We start from the raw sequence: 21,732 nt of genomic DNA on the forward strand, positions 1-21,732 counted from the left end.
CGGAAACAGCGGGACGGCCCGGGTTGGTCGTGGTGGAATAGGGCTGGCGTATCGAAAGGGACCGGAAGCCGGTTCGAAATTTACTCGAGGGAGAGTTCATGGGCACCGACAGCACCAGGTCCATCCGCGGCGCGGTCCTGCAGACCATCGGCGCCCCGCGCCCCTACGCGCAGTCCCGGCCGGTGGTGGTGCAGGACCTCCAGCTGCAGCCGCCCGGGCCGGGTGAAATCATGGTGCGCATCGAGGCGGCGAGCCTGTGCCACTCGGACCTGTCGGTGGTGAACGGCAGCCGCGTTCGGCCGCTGCCCATGCTGCTCGGACACGAGGCCGCGGGCAAGGTGGAGGAGCTGGGCGAGGGCGTGGAGGACCTCGCCGTCGGACAGCGCGTGGTGATGGCCTTCCTGCCCCGCTGCGGTGAATGTGCAGGCTGCCGGACCGAGGGCAAGATGCCCTGCATCCCGGGATCGGCAGCGAATAATGCGGGTACGCTGCTCGACGGCGGGATGCGCCTGACCTCCGCGGACGGCGGGGAAGTGCGCCACCACCTCGGCGTCTCCGGCTTCGCCACGCATGCCGTGGTCAACCGGAAGTCAGTGGTACCCGTGGATGACGACATTCCGCCCCACGTGGCGGCCCTGCTGGGGTGCGCCGTCCTCACCGGAGGCGGCGCGGTGCTGAACCCGGCCCGTCCGGGCAAGGACGACGACGTCGCGATCGTCGGGCTCGGCGGCGTCGGCATGGCGGCCCTGCTGACCGCACTGTCGCTGGACGTGCGCAGTGTGATCGGCATCGACTCATTGCCGGAGAAACTGGCACGCGCCCGGGAGCTCGGCGCCGACGCGGTGTACACGCCGCAGGAGGCCCTCGACGCCGGCATCCGCCCCGCGCTGGTGATCGAGGCTGCCGGGCATCCCCGTGCCTTCGAAACGGCCGTACGGATCACAGCCCCCGGGGGCACCACCGTCACGGTAGGGCTGCCGGCCCCGGACCAGACCTCCGAAATCACGCCGCTGACCTTGACCGCCGAAGCGCGGACCATCATCGGCAGCTATCTCGGTTCCGCTGTTCCTGCCCGGGACATCCCGGTTTACGCGCAGCTGTGGCGGGAGGGAAAACTGCCGGTGGAGGAACTTGTCTCCTCCACCATTGGGCTGGAGGACATCAACTCGGCCATGGACACTCTGGCGGACGGCCTCGCCATCCGCCAGGTCATCCGCTTCGAACCGGATGGCGGTTCTGCATGAGCAAACCGCACCCCCGGCGCCGGTGGGAGCCGGACTTCCTGGGCGAGGGATTCGACCAGCTGACCCTGGACCTGCCCGGCGGCAAGATTGCCACCCTGGTCCGCTACACACCGTCGGATCCGCAGTCCGGCCCGGCGCCGTCAGGCACGACGGCGGATGTCCTCTACGTGCACGGCTGGTCGGACTACTTCTTCCAGACCGAACTGGCGAGCTACTGGGCCGGGCAGGGTGCGCGGTTCTTCGCCGTTGACCTGCACAACTACGGGCGGAGCCTGCGCCCGGGGGAGGAGCCCGGATACGTCCAGGACCTCAGTGACTATGACGCGGATGTGGGAGCAGCCCTGGAAGCCATGGGGCAGAACGCTGCAGATGCCAGGCCGCTGATCCTGCTCGGGCACTCCACCGGCGGCTTGACCCTGGCGCTCTGGGCGCAGCGCCACCCCGGCCGGGCCGCAGCCCTGATCCTGAACAGTCCCTGGCTGGAATTCCAGGCCACGGAACTGGCGCGCCGGGTTATTTCACCGCTGGTCAGCCTGGAGGCACAGCACCACCCGCGCCGGCCGTTGCCGCCGGTCGACCCCGGGATCTACACCCGGACGGTGTCCGCCGCGTTCGGCGGGGAATGGCATTACGACACCGAATGGCGTCCGGTGCGGGGGTTCCCGGTCACGGTCGCTTTCCTGCATGCAGTGTTCTCCGCCCAGGCAACGGTCGCCGCGGGCCTGCAGCTGCAGCTGCCCGTACTGGTGCTGCTGTCAGACAACAGCTACCTGCATCCGCGCTGGTCGGAAGATGCGGCACGCTCCGACGTCGTGCTGGACGTCAACGTCGTGGCCCACCGCGCGCTCTCCCTGGGCTCCACCGTGAGCGTGGACCGGATCCCCAATGCGATGCATGACGTGTTCCTGTCCGCACCGGCGGTCCGCGCACAGGCGTACAACGCAATCACCCGCTGGGGGAGCGGCTATCTGCGGGCCCTGCCGTCCTCCGGCAAGGCCCGCGTGCCGGAGGACTAGTCGATCAGCTCGTACGCCGGCAGGGTCAGGAAGTCCGTGTAGTCCTTGGACAGGCTGATCTCCCCGATGATCCGGCTGGCCGGCTCGAAGTAACCGGTGAACATCTCATCCGACACTTCCCCGCGCAGCCGCTCCGTTTCTTCGGCCAGGAGCCGGCTGACCAATTCCTCGGTGACGGTCTCGCCGGTGTCCTCAAGCACCACGCTGTTGCGCACCTGCTGCCAGACCTGGGAGCGGGAAATCTCCGCGGTGGCCGCGTCCTCCATCAGGTTCCGGATGGCGACGGCACCGTTGCCGGAGAGCCAGATGGCAACGTAGTTGATGGCTACATAGAGGTTGGACCGCAGCCCTGCCTCCGTGATGGAGCCTTCGGCCGTGCTGACATCGAGCAGGTCGGTGGCCGTCACGGACACATCCTCGCGCTGGCGGTCCACCTGGTTCGGCTTCTCGCCCAGGGCCTCGTCGAAGACGTCGCGGCACACGGGCACCAGATCCGGATGGGCCACCCAGGAACCGTCAAAGCCGTCACCGGCCTCACGGGTCTTGTCCGCCTTCACTTTCTCCAGCGCGCTCGCGGTGATTTCCGGTTCGCGGCGGTTGGGAATGAAGGCTGCCATACCGCCCATGGCGAAGGCGCCGCGGCGGTGGCAGGTCTTCACGAGCAGTTCAGTGTAGGCACGCATAAAGGGTGCCGTCATGGAGACATCGGCGCGGTCCGGCAGCAGATACGCCTTTCCGGCATCGCGGAAGACCTTGATCATGCTGAAAAGGTAATCCCAGCGTCCGGCGTTCAGCCCGGAGGCGTGGTCTCGCAGTTCGTAGAGGATCTCGTCCATTTCGAAGGCTGCCGGAATGGTTTCGATCAGGACGGTGGCGCGCACGGTGCCCTGCGGCACGCCCACATACTCCTCGGAGAACGTGAAGACATCGTTCCAGAGACGGGCCTCCAGATGGCTTTCCATCTTGGGCAGGTAATAGTAGGGGCCCTGCCCGTTGTCCAGCAGTTGCCGGGCGTTGGCGAAGAAGTGCAGACCGAAGTCCACCAGCGCGCCAACGGCGGGTTCTCCGTCGATCAGCACGTGCTTTTCGGGCAGGTGCCATCCGCGCGGGCGCATTACGACGACGGCGAGTGGCGCATCGGTGCGCAGCGCGTACTCCTTGCCCTCGGGTGAGGTGAAGGAGAGGTCGTTGCGCGCAGCACGGTAGAGGTTCACCTGCGAATCCACCACGTTGTGCCAGGTGGGGGTGCAGGCATCTTCAAGGTCGGCCAGCCAGACTTTGGCACCGGAGTTCAGGGCGTTGATGGCCATCTTGGCGGGGGACGCCGGGCCGGTCATTTCCACCCGGCGGTCCTGCAGCGCGGCGGGTGCCTCGGCCACCTTCCAGTCCCCGCTGCGGATGTCGGCGGTCTCGGGCAGGAAGTCCAGCCGGCCGGTGGTGGCGGCTTCCTGGCGGCGGACGGAGCGGGCGGCAAGGCGCTCGTCGCGGGTGCTGCGGAAGCGGCGGTGGAGTTCCTCGATGAATTCCAGCGCTTCGGGGGTCAGGATGTGTTCCGATCCTTCGGCGGGCGAGGAGTCGGTTACTTCAATGGCCATAATGATTCTCCCTGTGGCAATGCCGGTGGACAGCAGTAAAGTGATGCCGGTTACTTCTTCCGTATCGTGGATATTATTGTCTGACACGTGGAATTACAAGGGACTACCTCCACTGCGTCATGGCTGCTGACAGGTGTTCGCGGGCCCGGGACAACCGTCCGCGCACGGCCTGCGGGCTGATGCGCAGCGCAGCGCCGATCTCCGCATAGCTTTGCCCGTGGACCTCGCGCAGGAGCCAGCAGGCCCGCTGATCCGCAGGAAGCAGGGAGAGCGCCCGCCGCAGTGACTCCAATTCCGCCGCGACCTCCGCCGTGTGGTGCGGGTCCGCTTCCCGGTCCGAGTCCCGTGCGGTGGCAACGGCCGCCTCGTCAGCCAGCGGATCGGCGCCCGGCAGGTCCTGCGGGTGGGAGGTGCGGTGCCGAAGCACATCCAGGCAGCGGTTGGTCGCCGTCCGGTAGACCCAGCCGCCGAAGGCTTCCTCCCGGGTCAAGGTCGGGAGCATCCGCCAGCCGGCCGTCAGCGTGTCCTGGACGACGTCCTCTGCATCACCGCGGTCCCGAAGCATGCGGTAGGCGAGCCGGAACAACCTGCGCTGGTAAATGGCCACAAGGTACTCGAAGGCGGGCAGGTCTCCTGCGCGGGCCAGTGCGACCAGGGCCGCCTCGTCGGCGGGACCGTTCCCTGACCCGGCGCGCGGGGAACTCATACCGTAATACGCCGCATGCGGCAGCTCGGATCCTGCCATGGTGTCCCTGTCCCGTCCGGCAGCGGCCGGACGTGGCTTGAGTGTCCCAGAACGGGGGCCATAACGGAACAACCTCAGGACGGACTGGGCCAAAGGCAGTCGAAGTTCGGGGTTTGCCGTGACGATCCAGGTCTGGGCACGTCATTAACTCTGTAAGGGACGCGCGCGGTGCATCCGCAATGAACGCAGGAGACGATTCTCATGGCAGATCCATCAAAGGCAGCGGGGGCAACGTCCGCTACGGCCAATCCGCAGGGTGCCCAGAGTATGCAGACCGGGCAGGGCTCGCCCCAGGGGCAGGGCGGCTCCCCGGCGTCGTCGTCGGTTGACGCCGAGCGCCGGACCGGGCCGCTGCACACACCCCGGGGCGACACCACCATCGAGGAAACCGTGGTGCAGAAGCTGGCCGGCATGGCCACCCGCGAGGTACCGGGGGTTTATGCCATGGGCAATGCCGCCCGGCGGGCTTTCAGTTCCATGACCGAACGGATCCCGGGTTCGCAGACCAACGTCAGCAACGGCGTCACGGTGGAAAAGGGTGAACGTCAGGCGGCGATCGACGTCAGCATCGTGGTGGAGTACGGCTTTTCCGTGGTGGAGGTGAGCCAGGGTATCCGGCGCAACGTCATCCGGTCCGTGGAAAACGCCACCGGCCTGGAAGTGCTGGAGGTGAACGTGAATGTCACCGATGTCCACCTGCCGGACGAGAACGAGGACCAGGACGACCAGCAGCCCTCCAGCCAGTCCAAGAGCCTGGAGTAAGGGCCGTACAACAAGCAGAAGGAGGACTCCATGTCCGGAACGCGGTGGTGTTTGTTAATCGGGCTGGTGCTGGGAATCGTGCTGGCCTTCGGCGGTTGGCTGGCCTTCCTCATTACGCTGCTGTTCGGCCTGATCGGGCTGCTGGTGGGGTTGGTGGCGGATGGGAAGGTGGACGTCGCCGGGATGCTCGGTAAAGCGTCAAGCCGATGAGCATTCCCACGGCGCCGCCGTCGCTGCCTTCGGGGCGGGATGTCGATGACCGCGGGGAAACCGTCCTGGCCCGGCGGGTGCTGGAGAAAACGGCCAGCCAGGTAGCCCGGGATGAGACGTTTGCGGGTGGAAGCTCCGGAGGGTTCCTCGGTATCGGCAGCCGCGCGGATCTGTCGGCACGGCCGGATGCCAGTGTGGAGTTGGCCGGAAATGTCGCCAGCCTCAAGGTCACCGTGGGGCTGCCGTATCCGATGCCGCTGCGTCAGACAACCGAACAACTGCGCCGCCGGATCACGGAGCGGGTCACCGAGCTGACCGGAGTGCAGGTGAGGCAGGTGGACATTACGGTTTCCTGGCTGAAGCCGCCGCAGCGGGATCCGCGCGGTCGAAGGAAACTGCAATGAGCGCGAAGATCCCGCCGCCGGTGTCCATGCGGCGCAGGCCCAGCCGCTCCGTTCCCGCAACAATTTCGGCGATCGTGATGCTGGCGCTCGGTGTGGGGCTGGTTTGGGCCGCCGTCGCCCGCCTCATTCAGGGGAGTTGGCCGGCGTTCGTGACGGAACCGGTGCGTTGGCTTTCTGAGACCGGCTGGGACAGCACCCGGGGTTGGACCGGTGCCGTAGTGCTGCTCCTGATCGGGGTGATCCTGCTGCTGTGCGGGATGCTCCCAGGGGACTTCTCCGCGCTGCCGCTGCGGGCAAAACCGGTGAATATGCCGGGGCTGCCCGGAGCAGGGGAATCGGGCGGCGTTCCGTCGGTCCGGGGCGGGGAAACCGTGGTGATGAGCCGGCGCGCAGTCGCGCGGTTAGCGGCATCCACCTGCGACCACATTGACGGGGTCGCCTCCGCCTCCGCGACGGCGTCCTCACGCAAGGTCCATCTGGACGTGACGACGGCGCTGCACGGCACCACCGATTTGCAGCACTGGGTGGTGGACGGGGTGCGCTCACGCCTTGCCGCCACCGGCCTGGATCCGGTGCCGGAAGTCACGGCAACCATTCGAACGCGGGACTGACAGCCGGGACCAGCAGAGGAAGGCAGGGCAATGAGGCACCATTCAGGAAAAGCCAACCGGACGTGGCTGATAATCCTTGGGGTCCTTTTCCTTGCTGCCGGAGTGCTGGCAGCACTTATTGCCGCCGGAGGCCTGGAGCGCTTCATCGGCGGCAGCCCGGGCCGTTCGGACCGGGTGCTGTCCGAAACCGACGGCCAGGGGTTCCTGGCCGGGGAGTACGTGCCGTGGGGCATGCTGCTTGCCGGAGTGATCCTCGGCGTCCTGGGCCTGTGGTGGCTTCTGGCCCAGATTCCCCGGTCCCGGCCGGCAGGGACATTTCGACTGCAGGAAGACCCCGCGCACGGCATCACCGTGTGTGATCCCCAGGAGCTGGCCTCCGCCGTCAGCCACGAGACGGAACAGCTGCCCGGAGTGGTGGGCTCAACCGTCCGCCTGCGCGGCAGTGCTGACGAGCCGGACCTGGCCATGAAGGTGACGGTGAATTCCGACGCGGACGTGCAGGGCGTGATCGCCCGGATCCAGCAGGAAGTAGTGCCGCACCTGGTCTCAACACTGGAGGTGCCGCTGAATACCTTCGGCCTGGAGATAGACGCCAGCAACAAAGCCGGTGCCCCGGGAGGCGGCGCAACGGTCAGCTCCCGGGGGACGGTGGTGTACTAGGAGCCCGTTTACGGCTTCGCGGCCGTGAGTGCGGCGCGTTCGCGGGCGACGTCGTCGTGGTGTGCCGCTACCCGCGCCTGATGCACGGGCGTCCGGCGCAGTACGGCGTAGACGATGCCCAGCAGGACGAACCACACGGGGGTCACGAGGAGCGCCTGCAGGGTGTCTGTCTGGGTGGTGAGTGTCCACAGGATAAATGCGAAGAACGCCAGCACCAGGTAGGCCATCACGACGCCGCCGGGCATCTTAAACTTCGACGCCTCGTGCAGCTGCGGCCGGCGCTTCCGGTACACCAGGTAGCTGATCAGGATGATGGACCAGACGAACATAAAGCACAGGGCCGAAATGGTGCTCACCAGGGTGAACGCGGCGCTGACGGATTCTCCCGCGTACAGCAGGGCGACGCCGGCCAGCAGGAAGGTGCAGGAGAAGAACAGGGCGTTTTGGGGCACTTTCCGCCGGGAGAGGCGGCCGAACTGCCGCGGAGCATCGCCTTCCTGCGCCAGGCCGAAAACCATACGCGAAGTGGAATATATCCCGGAATTCGCTGAAGATGCCGCGGATGTCAGCACTACGAAGTTCACGATGGCTGCGGCGGTGCCGAGCCCGGCCAGGGTGAACATACCCACGAACGGGCTTTCATCGGCGCTGAATTCGTCCCAGGGGATCACGGCCATCAGCACCACCAGGGCGCCTACGTAGAAGAGCAGGATGCGGATCGGAATGGAGTTCACGGCCCGGGGCAGGTTCTTTTCCGGATCCTTGGTTTCCGCCGCGGTGGTGCCCACCAGTTCAATGCCGACAAACGCGAACACCGCAATCTGGAAGCCGGCGACAAAGCCCATGGGTCCGGTGGGGAAGAAGCCGCCGTGTTCCCAGAGGTTGCCGAAGCCGGCGGTAACCCCGTTGCCGTGCGTGAAGCCGGTAAGGATCATGACCAGTCCCACCACGATGAGCGTCAGGATGGCGATGATCTTGACCAGCGCAAACCAGAATTCGGTTTCACCGAACGCCTTGACGGTCGGCAGGTTCAAGGCCAGCAGCAGCAGGATGCAGGCCAGGGCCGGTATCCACAGGGGAGCGTTGCCCCACCAGAAGGTGACGTAATGGGCAATCGCCACCACGTCTGCAATACCGGTGACCACCCAGCAGAACCAGTAGGTCCAGCCGGTGAAGAAGCCGGCCCAGGGGCCCAGCAGGTCCGCCGAGAAGTCGGTGAAGGACTTGTAGCGAAGGTTGGAGAGCAGCAGTTCGCCCATGGCCCGCATAACGAAGAAGAGCATGAAGCCGATGATCGCGTAGACGAAGATCACTGACGGGCCGGCTGCGGAGATGGTCTTGCCGGATCCCATGAACAAACCGGTACCGATGGCGCCGCCGATGGCCAGCAGCTGGATGTGCCGGCTGGACAGGGAACGCGCGAGATGGGGTTCCTCTGCCCTGTTTTGCGGCGCGGGAACAGCGCTGTCGCTTGGTGGGCGGGTTCTGTGCTCAGACATTGAAATCTCTCTTTTAGGCACCCGCCGGCAGCTCATCCGCCGTAATCGCCTATGCCGCCTAAGAAAAGGCAACGCTGGATGTTGGCGCTGCCGCCGACATTTCAGTTTGGAAGCCGTTAACAGGCCCCGTCAAATTCAGGCAGCTGTGACGTTGCAGGTCACACGGGGGTCGGGGGCCTTTCCGGACGGCATCAGGCACCCGAGCCCGGGCGTGTCTGAGGGTTGAGGCGGTGCCGGGGGCAGGCTAAAGTTGGCCCTGTCACATCAGCAGTTCCAACTGAATATGCCTTTATCAGCCGTGGCGGGAGAGTCCCGCCGGATGCGCATCAGCATCGGCGGGCGCCGTAGGAGCAAACCCTCCCCGGGAATCTCTCAGGCCCCCGTACCGCCACAGCGAGGCAACTCTGGAAAGCAGTTCCCGGCCGTGCCGGAAACTCACCGACGGTGCAAGCGGAAGAACACCCGCGGAATCTCTCAGGTCCAATACAGAGCGGGGAGGAGCCGTCGCCGTCGACGTACCCCCGTCTGCCTTTCCTGGAGCCTCAAATGCCTGCAGAACCGTCCTCCTCCACTCTTGCCGCCGCGTTCGTGGACCGGCACATCGGCGCCCGTGCCGACGCCGTTGAAACCATGCTCAAGACTGTCGGCTACGACTCCCTTGACGGTCTGGTGGACATGGCCGTCCCCGCCGCGATCCGGCAGAATTTCCCGTTGGTCCTGGACCCGGCGAAGAGCGAAGAGGAAACCCTCGCGGCACTGCGGAGGATTGCCGGGAAGAACAAGACGGCCGTCCAGATGATCGGCCAGGGTTACTACGGCACCCACACCCCGCCGGTGATCCTGCGCAACGTGGTGGAGGATCCGGCCTGGTACACGGCCTACACCCCCTACCAGCCCGAAATCTCCCAGGGCCGGCTCGAAGCGCTGCTGAACTTCCAGACCATGGTGCAGGACCTCACCGCCCTGCCCATCGCGAACGCGTCCCTGCTGGACGAAGCCACAGCCGTGGCCGAGGCCGTGCTGCTGATGCGCCGGTCCAATAAGTCCGCAGGACAGAACGGAGCCAACGGCGCCATCGTGCTGGACTCGGAGCTCTTCCCGCAGACCATCGCCGTGGTGAAGGGCCGGGCCAAGGCGCTCGGCTTCGACGTCATTGTTGCGGACCTCGCCGCCGGCCTGCCCGAAGGCGAGCTGGCCGGCGTCGTACTCCAGCAGCCCGGCGCATCCGGCGTAGTCCGCGAGCAGAGCTCCCTGATCGCAGAGGCGAAGGATCGCGGCGCGCTCGTCACCGTGGCCGCGGACCTGCTGGCCCTGACCCTCATCGCCCCTCCCGGCGAGCAGGGCGCGGACATTGCCGTCGGCTCCGTGCAGCGCTTCGGTGTTCCGCTGTTCTACGGCGGTCCGCACGCCGCCTACATGGCCGTCCGCAAGGGCCTGGAGCGGTCCCTGCCCGGCCGCCTGGTGGGCGTCTCCAAGGATTCGGCGGGCACCCCCGCCTACCGTCTCGCGCTGCAGACCCGCGAGCAGCACATCCGCCGGGAAAAGGCGACCTCCAATATCTGCACCGCGCAGGCCCTGCTGGCCATCGTGGCCTCCATGTACGCCGTCTATCACGGCCCCGAGGGCCTGACCGCGATTGCCCGCCGCGCCCATGACTCCGCCCGGACGCTGGCCACCGCGCTGAAGGCTGCCGGCGTCGAACTGCTGCACGAGTCCTTCTTCGACACCGTTACTGCCCGCGTCCCCGGCCGCGCTGCGGAGGTCATTGCCGCCGCCGAAGCGAAGGGCATCAACCTGCGCCGGATCGATGCAGACACAGTGGGCATCTCCGCCGACGAAACGACGACGCCGGCCGTGATCGCCGACGTCGCCGCCGCCTTCGGTGCCGCACCCGTGGAATCCGCGGACGGCTTCGACCTGCCGGCCGGGCTGCTGCGCACCTCGGAATTCATGACGCACCCGGTGTTCTCCTCCTACCGCTCCGAAACCCAGATGCTGCGCTACCTGCGCCGCCTCTCGGACCGCGACCTGGCCCTGGACCGCACCATGATCCCGCTGGGCTCCTGCACCATGAAGCTCAACGCCACCGCGGAAATGCAGGCCATGACCTGGCCGGAATTCGCGTCCATCCACCCGTTCGCTCCGGACTCCCAGACCGAGGGCTGGCGCGAACTGATCGCGGACCTGGAAGAGAAGCTCGCGGTCATCACCGGCTATGACACCGTTTCCATCCAGCCCAACGCCGGCTCCCAGGGTGAACTGGCCGGCCTGCTGGCCATCCGCGGCTACCACCACTCCCGCGGTGACGAACAGCGCAACGTCTGCCTCATTCCGGCGTCCGCCCACGGCACCAACGCCGCCTCTGCGGTCCTGGCCGGCATGAAGGTGGTGGTCGTGGCCACCGCGGACGACGGCGCCATCGACCACGCGGACCTGCGCGCCAAGATCGACGCGAACCGCGAAAACCTTGCCGCCATCATGATCACCTACCCCTCCACCCACGGAGTGTTCGACGACGACGTCCGCGACGTCTGCGAAGCGGTCCACGAGGCCGGCGGCCAGGTCTACATCGACGGCGCCAACCTCAACGCCCTGGTCGGCCTGGCACAGCCGGGCGAATTCGGCGGCGACGTATCCCACCTGAACCTGCACAAGACCTTCTGCATCCCGCACGGCGGCGGCGGTCCCGGCGTCGGCCCCGTGGCAGCCAAGGCGCACCTCGCGCCCTTTATGCCCGGCGACGCCGCCACCTGGACCGGCGGCGAGGACATCCCCGTCTCCGCGTCCCGCTTCGGCTCCGCCGGCGTGCTGCCCATTTCCTGGGCATACGTCAGCCTCATGGGCGGCGAAGGCCTGACCAGCGCCACCAAGCACGCCCTGCTCGCAGCGAACTACGTCGCCGCCCGCCTGAACGAGTACTACCCCGTGCTTTACACGGGCAAGGGCGGACTGGTGGCGCACGAGTGCATCCTGGACCTGCGTGAACTGACCGCCAAGACCGGCGTCACTGCCGAGGATGTGGCCAAGCGGCTGGTGGACTACGGCTTCCATGCCCCCACGTTGTCCTTCCCGGTGGCAGGCACCCTGATGGTGGAACCCACCGAGTCCGAGGACCTGGGCGAGATGGACCGCTTCATCGACGCCATGATCGCCATCCGTGCCGAAATCGACCAGGTGGGCGCCGGGGACTTCACCCTCGAGGGAAGCCCGCTGCGCAATGCCCCGCACACCGCCGTCGTCGTGGCAGCCAATGAATGGGACCGGGCCTACCCGCGCGAACAGGCCGCTTTCCCGCTGCGCAGCCTGCGCATGGACAAGTACTTCCCGCCGGTGGGCCGGATTGACGGCGCCGCAGGGGACCGGAACCTGATCTGCTCCTGCCCGCCCATCGAAGACTTCGAAAACTAGAAGGAACATTCCATGACTGAGAAGTACACAGCGCTGTATGAGGCGCACAAACAGCTGGGCGCTTCCTTCACCGACTTCGGCGGCTGGCAGATGCCCCTCAAATACAGCTCCGAGCTGGCTGAACATAAGGCCGTACGCAGCGCAGCCGGGCTGTTCGACCTCTCCCACATGGGCGAAGTGGAGGTCTCCGGGCCCGACGCCGGGGCGTTCCTGGACTACGCACTGGCAGGCAAGCTTTCCGTTGTGAAGGTGGGACGCGCCAAGTATTCGCTGATCACCACCAACGGCGGCGGGATCATCGATGACCTGATCAGCTACCGCCTCGCCGACGACTCCTACCTGGTGGTGCCCAACGCGGGCAACGCGGACACCGTAGCCGCAGAACTGGCGTCCCGCGCCGAGGGCTTCGACGTCGCGGTGAACAACGTCTCGGCGGAAACCTCGCTGGTGGCCGTGCAGGGACCGGCTGCCGAAGCCATCCTGCTGGACCTGGTCCCCGCAGATCAGGCTGAAGCTGTCACGGGGATGAAGTACTACGCTGCCGACACCGTGGGCATCCGGGCGGGGGAGCGGACCCTGGACCTGCTTGTGGCCCGCACCGGGTACACCGGCGAAGACGGGTTCGAGATCTACGTCCCCAACGATGACGCCGCGGACCTCTGGTCTGCCCTGCTCGCCGCCGGGGAGGGTCGGGGACTCATTCCGGCGGGCCTGGCCTGCCGCGATTCGCTCCGCCTGGAGGCCGGGATGCCGCTCTACGGCAACGAACTCACGCTGGACACGGACCCGTACGCCGCCGGCCTGGGACCCGTCGTCGCCCTGTCCAAGGAGGGGAACTTTGTGGGCCGTTCCGCCCTCGAAGCCCGTAAGGCCGCCGGACCTGCCCGCCGCCTCGTGGGCCTGAAGGGCTCCGGCCGTCGTTCGGCCCGCTCCCATTACCCGGTGCTCAGCAGCGACGGCGAAACGGTCATCGGTGAAGTTACTTCCGGCGCTCCCAGCCCGACCCTCGGCTTCCCTATCGCCCTCGCTTACGTGGATGCGGCATTCACGGAGCCCGGCACGGAACTTAAGGTCGACCTCCGGGGCAAGCCTGAATCCTTCACGGTTGTCGAGCTTCCGTTCTATAAGCGCAGCAAGCAGTAGCGCCAAAAACAAAAAGATTCTCGTGACGGCGGCGCGGGGTGATGTGGTGGTGCGGTGCCCGGGCCGCTCACGTACGCAGGTGTGTGGGTCTCCTGAGGTACCCGGAACGTGCGCGCGGTGCGGCGTTCGTGTAGCCCCGCATCGCCGAGCGAGGAACGAGCGAGGTGTCTAAGGGGCGGCGAATGCCGCCCCGTGGGCACTCGGAACCTAAACTTTGAACCAGAGAACGAAACAACCAGACTTCCCGAGAGGCCCAAGATGAGCAAAGTAAACGCAGGACTCCGTTATTCCGCCGAGCACGAGTGGGTAGACTCCTCGAGCCCCGTCCGCGTCGGCATTTCCGCCGTCGCAGCGGACGCACTCGGCGACGTCGTTTATGTTGACCTTCCCGCCGTCGGCGACACGGTGACAGCCGGTGAGACCTGCGGCGAGGTTGAGTCCACCAAGTCCGTCTCGGACCTCTACGCTCCGGTTTCCGGCGAAATCGTGGAGATCAACCAGGAGGCCATCGACAACCCGGCCCTGTTGAACGAAGACCCGTACGGCGCCGGCTGGCTGTTCACCGTGAACGCAACGAGTGAGGGTGCACTCCTCACCGCCGAGGAATACGCGGAAAAGAACGGCGGCGACCTGTGAGCGATTACCTCAACGATTCCCTCGCGGTAGTTGACCCCGAGGTCGCAGCGCAGATCGACAACGAGCTCCGCCGGCAGCAGCAGGGCCTGGAGATGATCGCCTCGGAGAACCACACCGCCGTTTCCGTCATGGAAGCCCAGGGTTCGGTGCTCACCAACAAGTACGCCGAAGGCTACCCGGGACGCCGCTACTACGGCGGCTGCGAATTCGTGGACGTCATTGAGCAGTTGGCCATCGACCGCGCCAAGTCCCTCTTCGGAGCGAACTTCGCCAACGTGCAGCCGCACTCCGGCGCGCAGGCCAACGCCTCCGTCATGCACGCCCTGATCCGGCCCGGAGACACCATCCTGGGTCTGTCCCTGGCGCACGGCGGGCACCTGACCCACGGCATGAAGATCAACTTCTCCGGCCGGCTCTACAACGTGGTGCCCTACAACGTGTCCGAAGAGGACCACCGCGTGGACATGGCCGAAGTGGAGGCCCTGGCCAAGGAACACCAGCCCAAGCTGATCGTGGCCGGCTGGTCCGCCTACGCCCGCCAGCTGGACTTCGCCGAATTCCGCCGCATCGCGGACGAGGTGGGTGCTTTCCTGATGGTGGACATGGCCCACTTCGCCGGCCTGGTGGCCGCCGGACTGCACCCCAGCCCCGTCCCCCACGCCCACGTGGTCACCACCACCACGCACAAAACCCTTGCCGGTCCCCGCGGCGGCATCATCCTTTCCAATGACGCCGACATTGCCAAGAAGATCAACTCCGCAGTGTTCCCCGGGCAGCAGGGCGGCCCGCTGGAACACGTGATTGCCGGCAAGGCCACCGCCTTCAAGATTGCCGCCACCCCCGAATTCAAGGAGCGGCAGGAGCGCACGCTCGCCGGCGCCCGGATTCTCGCCGATCGCCTGCTGGCCGACGACGTCGCTGCCGCCGGCATCTCCGTCGTGTCCGGTGGAACGGACGTGCACCTGGTGCTGGTGGACCTGCGCAATGCGGCCCTCAACGGCCAGGAGGCCGAAGACCGGCTCGCGCAGATCGACATCACCGTGAACCGCAACGCCGTACCGTTCGACCCGCGGCCGCCCATGGTGACCTCGGGCCTGCGCATCGGCACCCCCGCCCTGGCCACCCGCGGCTTCGGCGAAGATGCATTCCGGGAAGTCGCGGACATCATTGCCCAGGCCCTCATCGCCGGTGAGGACACTGACCTGGCACCCCTGCGCGAACGCGTTACCGCTCTCGCGCAGGCCCACCCGCTGTACCCGGAGGTGGCGGATCTCGCCGCTGCCCCCGCTGCGGCAAACCGTTAGGAAGCACTACCTTGGCTGTCGGCGTTTTTGACCTGTTTACCGTGGGCATCGGCCCATCGAGCTCCCACACAGTGGGCCCGATGCGCGCCGCTGCCGTATTCGCGGCGGAGCTGGTCGACGCCGGCAGCCTGGCCGCCGTCACCGGCCTGAGAGTGGACCTGTACGGTTCCCTCGCGGCAACCGGCCGGGGCCACGGCACGATGACTGCAGTGCTGCTGGGGCTGGAGGGCTTCGCCCCCGAACTGATCCTGCCCGAGCAGGTGGAGCAGCGGCTGGCCGACATTGAGGCGACCCGGAAACTGCAGCTGTGCGCTCAGGTTCCCGGTGCCGTGGCCTGCCCGCTGGAATACGGCGAGGCGGACATTGTGCTGCACCCGCTCACGGTGCTGCCGCGGCACACCAACGGCATGAAATTCGCCGCCCTGGCCGCCGACGGATCCGTGCTGCAGGAGGCAACCTTCTTCTCCGTAGGCGGCGGCTTCATTGTCCGCGAGGGGGAAGAACGGGCGGATGCCCTGGAACTGGAGGCCAGCAAGTCCGACCTCCCCTACCCCTTCCGCACCGCCGTCGAGCTGCTGCAGCACTGCACCGGCAGCGGACTGAGCATCAGCGAAGTGATGCTGGCCAACGAAAAAATCTCCCGCACCGAAGCGGACATCCGCTCCGGCCTGCTGCACATCCGCGACGTGATGGAGGAGTGCAAGAACTCCGCCATCCGCCGCACCGGCCTCCTGCCGGGCGGGCTGAAGGTCCGCCGTCGGGCGCCGGCCTGGCACACCCGGCTGCGCGCCGAGGATCCAAACCGGGACCCGAAATTCTGGCAGGAATGGGTGAACCTCGTGGCACTGGCCGTGAATGAGGAAAACGCGTCCGGCGGACGGGTGGTCACCGCCCCCACCAACGGTGCGGCCGGCATCATTCCCGCGGTGATGTTCTACGCCACCCATTACGGCCCCGGCATGGAGAACGCGACACCGGAGCAGCGGGACGACGTCGTGGTCCGCTTCCTGCTCGCAGCCGCCGCCGTGGGGGTGCTCTACAAGGAACAGGCCTCCATTTCGGGCGCCGAGGTGGGCTGCCAGGGCGAGGTGGGCTCGGCGTCGTCCATGGCCGCCGCCGGTCTGGCCGAGATCCTGGGCGGCACCCCGGAGCAGGTGGAAAACGCTGCCGAGATCGCCATGGAACACAACCTGGGCCTGACCTGCGATCCGATCGGCGGGCTCGTGCAGGTGCCCTGCATCGAGCGCAACGCCATCGGCGCCGCGAAGGCCGTGAACGCCGCGAAAATGGCGCTCTGGGGCGACGGCGAGCACCGCGTCTCGCTGGATGAAGTCATTGTGACGATGCGGGAAACCGGGCGCGACATGAGCTCGAAGTACAAGGAAACCGCGCTCGGCGGGCTGGCTGTCAACGTGGTGGAGTGCTGACACCCCGTCTCACGTACGGCATGTGATTTGTGCAATACCACTGGGTTAAGCGAGGCTATGTTGTCGCATTCGACAGCACGCTTACAGAAAACAGGGGTTCGATCCAGTGAACGCAGCACGGGCAGTTTCCATGGCACCGGCATCGGAGGACGGTGGGCTGCTCGGCACCATTGACGCCGCCGTCAACTCCTTCTTTGAACCGATTACAGCTGTGTTCTCCGGGATCGTCTTCTTCCCGATCACCATCGGCGACTTCAGCTTCCCCGCGGTCGTCGCCTGGCTGATCATCGCCGGCATCGTTTTTACGTTCTACTTCGGTTTCATCCAGTTCCGCGGTCTGAAGGTGGCCACCCAGGTGGTCCGCGGCAAATTCTCCTCCCAGGATGATCCGGGCGAGGTGCCGCACTTCCAGGCCCTCACCTCCGCTCTTTCCGGCACCGTCGGCCTGGGCAACATTGCCGGTGTCGGCGCGGCCATGGCCCTCGGTGGACCCGGTGCGACCTTCTGGATGATCCTGGCCGGGCTGCTGGGCATGGCCTCGAAGTTCGCGGAGTGCACGCTCGGGGTGAAGTACCGCGAGGTCCATGAGGACGGCTCGATCAGCGGCGGTCCGTTCAAGTACCTGCCCGTGGCTTTTGCCCGCTTCGGCCGGTGGCCGGCGAAGATCCTCACCGGAATCTTCGCCGTCGCGATCCTGATCTTCGGCGTGGCCGGCGGCAACATGTTCCAGGCCAACCAGACCTTCGCGCAGATCCAGAACGTCACCGGCGGCGACGACGGCCTCCTCGGCAGCGCGGGTGCGGCCCTGATCTTCGGCCTGGTCCTGGCTGTCCTGGTCGCCGTGGTGATCCTGGGCGGCATCAAGTCGATCGGCGCCACCACCTCCAAGCTGGTGCCCGCCATGGCAGGCATCTACATCGTGGCCTGCCTGTTCGTGATCATCGTCAACATCGAGAACGTGCCGGCAGCCTTCGGTGCCATCATCGAGGGCGCCTTCCGTCCCGAGGGCTTCGCCGGCGGCATCATCGGCGTCATGATCGTCGGCTTCCAGCGGGCATCCTTCTCGAATGAGGCCGGTGTCGGGTCCGCAGCCATCGCCCACTCCGCGGTCAAGACCCGCCGTCCGGTCAGTGAAGGCTTCGTGGCGCTCTTCGAGCCGCTCGTGGACACGGTGCTCATTTGCACCATGACCGCACTGGCCATCATCATGGCGTCCACTCCCAGCCTGCAGGCAGGAATTGACCAGGTCCAGGGCGGCGGAGCAGCGCCCGACGGCGTCATCCTCACCTCCGACGCCTTCGCCACCGTCCTGCCGTGGTTCCCGATTGTGCTCTCCATCGCGGTGGCGCTCTTCGCCTACTCCACCCTGATTACCTGGTCCTACTACGGCCTGAAGTCCTGGGAATACCTCTTCGGGCGGGGCCGGCGCCGGGAAATCGCCTACAAGGTCATCTTCCTGCTCTTCACCGTGGCCGGCTGCGTCCTGTCCTTCAGCCAGGTCATCAGCTTCGCCGACGCCGCGCTCTTTGTCTGCGCGTTCGTGAACCTGCTCGGCGTGTACCTGCTGCTGCCCGTGATCAAGAAGGAAATGAAGGAGTACCTGGCGGACCGCAAGAGCGGAAAGCTGGAAGTGCTCGGCATTGACGACAACGACATCAAGGAGGCCGCCGCGACCGCCTAACCAGCGTGTCGGGCACGTGCCCTCGCCACTAAGCTCCTCCGCCGCTTCCGGGCATTCCCCGGAAGCGGCGGGGGAGTTTTTGGTTGAGCCCGTGCCGCGAAGGGTGGTAGACCGTAGGGAAAACGACGGACAGGGAAGACGATGCCTAAGACCGGCAAGAACGACCACGCATTGAAGAGCGAACTGCCTTCGACACTGCAGCGCTCGGATGCCAAGGCCCAGGACACGTTCGCCAAGACCTACGATTCAGCGGTGGAGGAATACGGCGACGGTGAGCGGGCCGCGCGGACGGCGTACGCCTCCCTCAAGCACACCCACGAAAAGGTGGGCGACCACTGGGAGGAAAAGGAACAGAAGGGCCCCTCCGATGCCCGTGCCGCCGAAGGGCGCAGTTCGTCCAAGGACACGGCCGGGGGAGTGGACGCCAACGCGTCCAAGGACCACTTGTATGAACTCGCGTCCCGACTGGACATTTCCGGCCGCTCGAAGATGACCAAGGACGAGCTGGTGGAGGCGCTGCAGAAGGCCAGCGAGAAGCAGACCCGGAAGGCTCGGGAAAGCTAGGGGCGGGGCCCTAGCCGCGGCCGCCGAAGGGCATCCCGGCCGCGGTGACCAGCAGTGAGCGGATATTGGCCGACGCCGGGGCGGAGGCCATAAACAGCACGGCGGCAGCGGCCTCCTCGGCCGGGAACGAGGGTTCCACCGCCCGGGTGCCGTTGGCCTGCAGCGCGCCCTGCCCGCCGCCGATCCCCGTGAGCAGGTCGGTGGCGGCGTTGCCGATGTCGATCTGCCCGCAGGTGATGCCGAAGGGGCGCCCGTCCAGATCTATGGCCTTGGTCAGGCCGGTGACCGCGTGCTTCGTCGCGGTATACGCCGCTGAAAGCGGACGGGGCGTGTGCGCGGAGACCGAACCGTTGTTGATGATCCGGCCGCCCTGCGGGGACTGGGCCTTCATGTGCCGCACGGCCGCAGCGGCACACAGCATGGTGCCGGTGACGTTGACCGCCAGGGTCCGGTTCCAGTCCTCGATGCTCAGCTCGTCAATGCTGCCCGTGGGCCCGAACGTCCCGGCATTGTTGAACAGTACGTCTATCCGCCCGAATGCGCCGACGGCCGCGGCGAAAAGCCGCTCGACGTCGTCGGGCACCGTTACGTCGGCGGGCACCACGAGTGCCGCGTCGGATCCGGCGGCGGTTTCCTGCAGTTCGGCCTCCCGGCGGCCGGCCAGGACCACTCGGAAGCCGGAGGACAGGAAAGCCCGGGCCGTGGCACGGCCGATCCCCGTACCTGCCCCGGTAATAACTGCGGTCCGGGGCGGAGGTGTTTCGGTCGAACGGGTCTGGTTGTCCATCCTTGCATTGTGCCTTGCCCTTCCTCCGGGCGGCACCGGTTCCGGAACGGAGCCGCCGCATCGCGTGCCACTGCCATTGGATTCTCTGAGGGGTCTGGCGGGCCGTCCGCCGCCGCCATACGATACCAACCACAGTCTTTCCTGACAGGGCAGTACCCTTCGGCGGATCGGGATAGTTCCATGTCGACAGTGAAATACACCGCGGAACCGGATGGAACTTTTGTTGCGCCCCGGGTGGTGCCGGTGTCCAGGGGGCGGATTGTCGTCAACTGGCTCACTTCCACGGACCACAAAACCATCGGGTTTATGTACCTGATCGCGTCCTTCGTCTTCTTCTCGCTGTCCGGTGTGATGGCACTGCTCATCCGGGCCGAACTGTTTGAGCCGGGAATGCAGATCCTGCAGACGCGGGAGCAGTACAACCAGCTCTTCACCATGCACGGCACAGCCATGCTGCTGATGTTCGCCACACCGCTTTTCGCCGGCTTCGCGAACGTGATCATGCCGCTGCAGATCGGGGCGCCCGACGTCGCGTTCCCGCGCCTGAATGCGCTGGCGTTCTGGTTCTTCCTGTTTGGCTCGCTGATTGCACTGTCCGGGTTTATCACCCCGCAGGGCACCGCGTCCTTCGGCTGGACTGCCTATACGCCACTGTCCAACGTTGCGTTCAGCCCCGGTCTCGGCGGTGACCTGTGGGTCTTCGGGCTGGCGTTATCCGGTTTCGGCACGATCCTGGGTTCGGTCAACTTTGTCACGACAATTGTCTGCCTGCGCGCTCCGGGCATGACCATGTGGCGGATGCCGATCTTCACCTGGAACACCCTGGTTACGGCGATCCTGGTGCTGATGGCCTTTCCGCCGCTGGCGGCCGCGCTGTTCGCGCTTGGCGCGGACCGGCGCTTCGGTGCGGACATCTTCAACCCGGAACGCGGCGGCTCCATCCTGTGGCAGCACCTGTTCTGGTTCTTCGGCCATCCCGAGGTGTACATCATCGCCCTGCCGTTCTTCGGCATCGTCTCCGAAATTTTCCCGGTCTTCAGCCGTAAATCCATTTTCGGCTACAAGGGTCTGGTATTCGCCACGATTGCCATCGCAGCCCTGTCGATGACGGTCTGGGCGCACCACATGTACGTGACCGGGGCGGTCATGCTGCCCTTCTTCTCCTTCATGACCATGCTGATCGCGGTGCCCACCGGAGTGAAGTTCTTCAACTGGATCGGCACCCTGTGGCGGGGGTCCATCACCTTCGAGACCCCCATGCTGTGGAGCATCGGCTTCCTGATCACGTTCCTCTTCGGCGGTCTAACCGGGATCATCCTGTCCTCTCCGCCGCTGGACTTCCACGTTTCGGACACCTATTTCGTGGTGGCGCACTTCCACTACGTGGTGTTTGGAACCGTGGTGTTCGCAATGTTTGCGGGATTTTATTTCTGGTGGCCCAAATTCACCGGGAAAATGCTGAACGAACGGCTCGGAAAAATCCACTTCTGGCTGCTTTTCCTGGGTTTCCACACCACCTTCCTGATCCAGCACTGGCTGGGCGTGCTGGGGATGCCCCGGCGGTATGCGGATTACCTGGTGGAGGACAACTTCACCTCAATGAACCAGCTGTCCACCATCGGGGCGGGAATTCTGGCGCTGTCCATGATTCCCTTCCTCTGGAACGTCTACGCCACCTGGCGGCACGGCAAGAAGGTCGAGGTGGATGACCCGTGGGGGTTCGGCGGATCCCTGGAATGGGCCACTTCCTGCCCGCCGCCGCGGCACAACTTCACCTCGCTGCCGAAGATCCGCTCGGAACGCCCCGCGCTGGACCTTCACCATCCCGAGCTGATGGCGCGCGCGAACTCCGACACCGATTCGCCGGCCGAGAAACTCTTCGGTGCTGCGGATATGGGCAGCGAGCAGCCGCGCAATCCCGATCCGCGGCAATAGGTAACCACAGCACCGCCGCCGCGGTTCCTGGCCCTTACCGGCAGGGAACCCCGGCGGCGATTGTGTTTTAACCCGGTTCCGTTTGACGGAGCCCATTTGTT

Annotated in this window: 19 protein-coding genes and 1 riboswitch; of the genes, 15 read left to right on the forward strand and 4 right to left on the reverse strand. The window is 66.1% G+C overall.

All coding sequences use genetic code 11. From position 1 onward, the window contains the following. Positions 1 to 98: 98 nt before the first annotated feature. Positions 99 to 1,244 (forward strand): alcohol dehydrogenase catalytic domain-containing protein, encoded by a 1,146-nt coding sequence (locus NNX38_RS01845; protein ID WP_255796451.1) that lies wholly within the window; start codon positions 99 to 101, stop codon positions 1,242 to 1,244. Continuing rightward, positions 1,241 to 2,260 (forward strand): alpha/beta hydrolase, encoded by a 1,020-nt coding sequence (locus NNX38_RS01850; RefSeq protein ID WP_255796452.1) that lies wholly within the window; start codon positions 1,241 to 1,243, stop codon positions 2,258 to 2,260. The genes NNX38_RS01845 and NNX38_RS01850 overlap by 4 nt, the downstream gene beginning before the upstream one ends. On the opposite strand, the gene aceB is transcribed toward NNX38_RS01850, so the two are convergent. Together aceB and NNX38_RS01860 are read right to left on the reverse strand one after the other, a co-directional pair. Beyond that, entirely contained in the window at positions 2,257 to 3,855 is a 1,599-nt protein-coding gene (gene aceB, locus NNX38_RS01855) for a malate synthase A (protein ID WP_255796752.1), read from the reverse strand. The two genes, NNX38_RS01850 and aceB, sit on opposite strands and share 4 nt — an antisense overlap. Before the next feature lie 103 nt (positions 3,856 to 3,958). Then, positions 3,959 to 4,600, reverse strand: coding sequence for an RNA polymerase sigma factor (locus NNX38_RS01860; RefSeq protein ID WP_255796453.1), 642 nt, complete (start codon positions 4,598 to 4,600; stop codon positions 3,959 to 3,961). A 201-nt stretch (positions 4,601 to 4,801) separates the two neighbouring features. On the opposite strand from NNX38_RS01860, the gene NNX38_RS01865 reads away from it, so the two are divergent. Genes NNX38_RS01865 through NNX38_RS01885 form a run of 5 tightly spaced genes read left to right on the forward strand, consistent with a single transcriptional unit; the run spans position 4,802 to position 7,247 of the window. Then, entirely contained in the window at positions 4,802 to 5,362 is a 561-nt protein-coding gene (locus NNX38_RS01865) for an Asp23/Gls24 family envelope stress response protein (protein ID WP_255796454.1), read from the forward strand. Positions 5,363 to 5,392: 30 nt separating this feature from the next. Next, positions 5,393 to 5,572: a hypothetical protein gene (locus NNX38_RS01870; protein WP_255796455.1), complete on the forward strand. Its 180-nt coding sequence runs from the start codon at positions 5,393 to 5,395 to the stop codon at positions 5,570 to 5,572. Beyond that, the gene (locus NNX38_RS01875; protein ID WP_255796456.1) at positions 5,569 to 5,976 is read left to right on the forward strand and encodes an Asp23/Gls24 family envelope stress response protein; all 408 of its coding nucleotides are present in this window, start codon (positions 5,569 to 5,571) and stop codon (positions 5,974 to 5,976) included. Before NNX38_RS01870 ends, NNX38_RS01875 begins: the two co-directional genes overlap by 4 nt. Continuing rightward, the gene (locus tag NNX38_RS01880) at positions 5,973 to 6,587 is read left to right on the forward strand and encodes a DUF6286 domain-containing protein (RefSeq protein ID WP_255796457.1); all 615 of its coding nucleotides are present in this window, start codon (positions 5,973 to 5,975) and stop codon (positions 6,585 to 6,587) included. The genes NNX38_RS01875 and NNX38_RS01880 overlap by 4 nt, the downstream gene beginning before the upstream one ends. A gap of 30 nt (positions 6,588 to 6,617) precedes the next feature. Next, positions 6,618 to 7,247 (forward strand): alkaline shock response membrane anchor protein AmaP, encoded by a 630-nt coding sequence (locus NNX38_RS01885; protein ID WP_255796458.1) that lies wholly within the window; start codon positions 6,618 to 6,620, stop codon positions 7,245 to 7,247. Positions 7,248 to 7,255: 8 nt separating this feature from the next. Here the strand turns inward: NNX38_RS01885 and cycA are convergent, their stop codons facing one another. Next, positions 7,256 to 8,746, reverse strand: coding sequence for a D-serine/D-alanine/glycine transporter (gene cycA, locus NNX38_RS01890; protein WP_255796459.1), 1,491 nt, complete (start codon positions 8,744 to 8,746; stop codon positions 7,256 to 7,258). A gap of 292 nt (positions 8,747 to 9,038) precedes the next feature. Beyond that, positions 9,039 to 9,144, forward strand: a riboswitch (glycine riboswitch). Positions 9,145 to 9,292: 148 nt separating this feature from the next. On the opposite strand from cycA, the gene gcvP reads away from it, so the two are divergent. The 7 genes from gcvP (at position 9,293) to NNX38_RS01925 (ending at position 18,909) form a co-directional block, all read left to right on the forward strand. Then, positions 9,293 to 12,154 carry an aminomethyl-transferring glycine dehydrogenase gene (gcvP, locus tag NNX38_RS01895; RefSeq protein WP_255796460.1) on the forward strand — a complete coding sequence of 954 codons (2,862 nt, stop codon included), beginning with the start codon at positions 9,293 to 9,295 and terminating at the stop codon, positions 12,152 to 12,154. Positions 12,155 to 12,166: 12 nt separating this feature from the next. Beyond that, positions 12,167 to 13,297, forward strand: coding sequence for a glycine cleavage system aminomethyltransferase GcvT (gene gcvT, locus NNX38_RS01900; protein ID WP_255796462.1), 1,131 nt, complete (start codon positions 12,167 to 12,169; stop codon positions 13,295 to 13,297). Positions 13,298 to 13,555: 258 nt separating this feature from the next. Beyond that, positions 13,556 to 13,933, forward strand: coding sequence for a glycine cleavage system protein GcvH (gene gcvH, locus NNX38_RS01905; protein ID WP_255796463.1), 378 nt, complete (start codon positions 13,556 to 13,558; stop codon positions 13,931 to 13,933). After that, positions 13,930 to 15,237 (forward strand): serine hydroxymethyltransferase, encoded by a 1,308-nt coding sequence (gene glyA / locus NNX38_RS01910; RefSeq protein ID WP_255796464.1) that lies wholly within the window; start codon positions 13,930 to 13,932, stop codon positions 15,235 to 15,237. The genes gcvH and glyA overlap by 4 nt, the downstream gene beginning before the upstream one ends. Before the next feature lie 11 nt (positions 15,238 to 15,248). Then, a complete protein-coding gene (locus NNX38_RS01915) occupies positions 15,249 to 16,664 on the forward strand; it encodes an L-serine ammonia-lyase (protein WP_255796465.1) in 1,416 nt (471 codons plus the stop codon). Between the two features lie 130 nt (positions 16,665 to 16,794). Beyond that, complete coding sequence (locus tag NNX38_RS01920; protein WP_255796466.1) at positions 16,795 to 18,345, forward strand: sodium:alanine symporter family protein; 1,551 nt, start codon at positions 16,795 to 16,797, stop codon at positions 18,343 to 18,345. Between the two features lie 141 nt (positions 18,346 to 18,486). Beyond that, the gene (locus tag NNX38_RS01925; RefSeq protein WP_255796467.1) at positions 18,487 to 18,909 is read left to right on the forward strand and encodes a ChaB family protein; all 423 of its coding nucleotides are present in this window, start codon (positions 18,487 to 18,489) and stop codon (positions 18,907 to 18,909) included. A gap of 10 nt (positions 18,910 to 18,919) precedes the next feature. On the opposite strand, the gene NNX38_RS01930 is transcribed toward NNX38_RS01925, so the two are convergent. Beyond that, a complete protein-coding gene (locus NNX38_RS01930; RefSeq protein ID WP_255796468.1) occupies positions 18,920 to 19,696 on the reverse strand; it encodes an SDR family oxidoreductase in 777 nt (258 codons plus the stop codon). Positions 19,697 to 19,876: 180 nt separating this feature from the next. Between NNX38_RS01930 and ctaD the strand changes: the two genes are divergently transcribed. Continuing rightward, positions 19,877 to 21,631, forward strand: coding sequence for a cytochrome c oxidase subunit I (ctaD, locus tag NNX38_RS01935; RefSeq protein ID WP_255796469.1), 1,755 nt, complete (start codon positions 19,877 to 19,879; stop codon positions 21,629 to 21,631). Positions 21,632 to 21,732: the final 101 nt, after the last annotated feature.

The organism is Arthrobacter sp. zg-Y238, assembly GCF_024385525.1.
GTDB lineage: Bacteria > Actinomycetota > Actinomycetes > Actinomycetales > Micrococcaceae > Arthrobacter_B > Arthrobacter_B jinronghuae.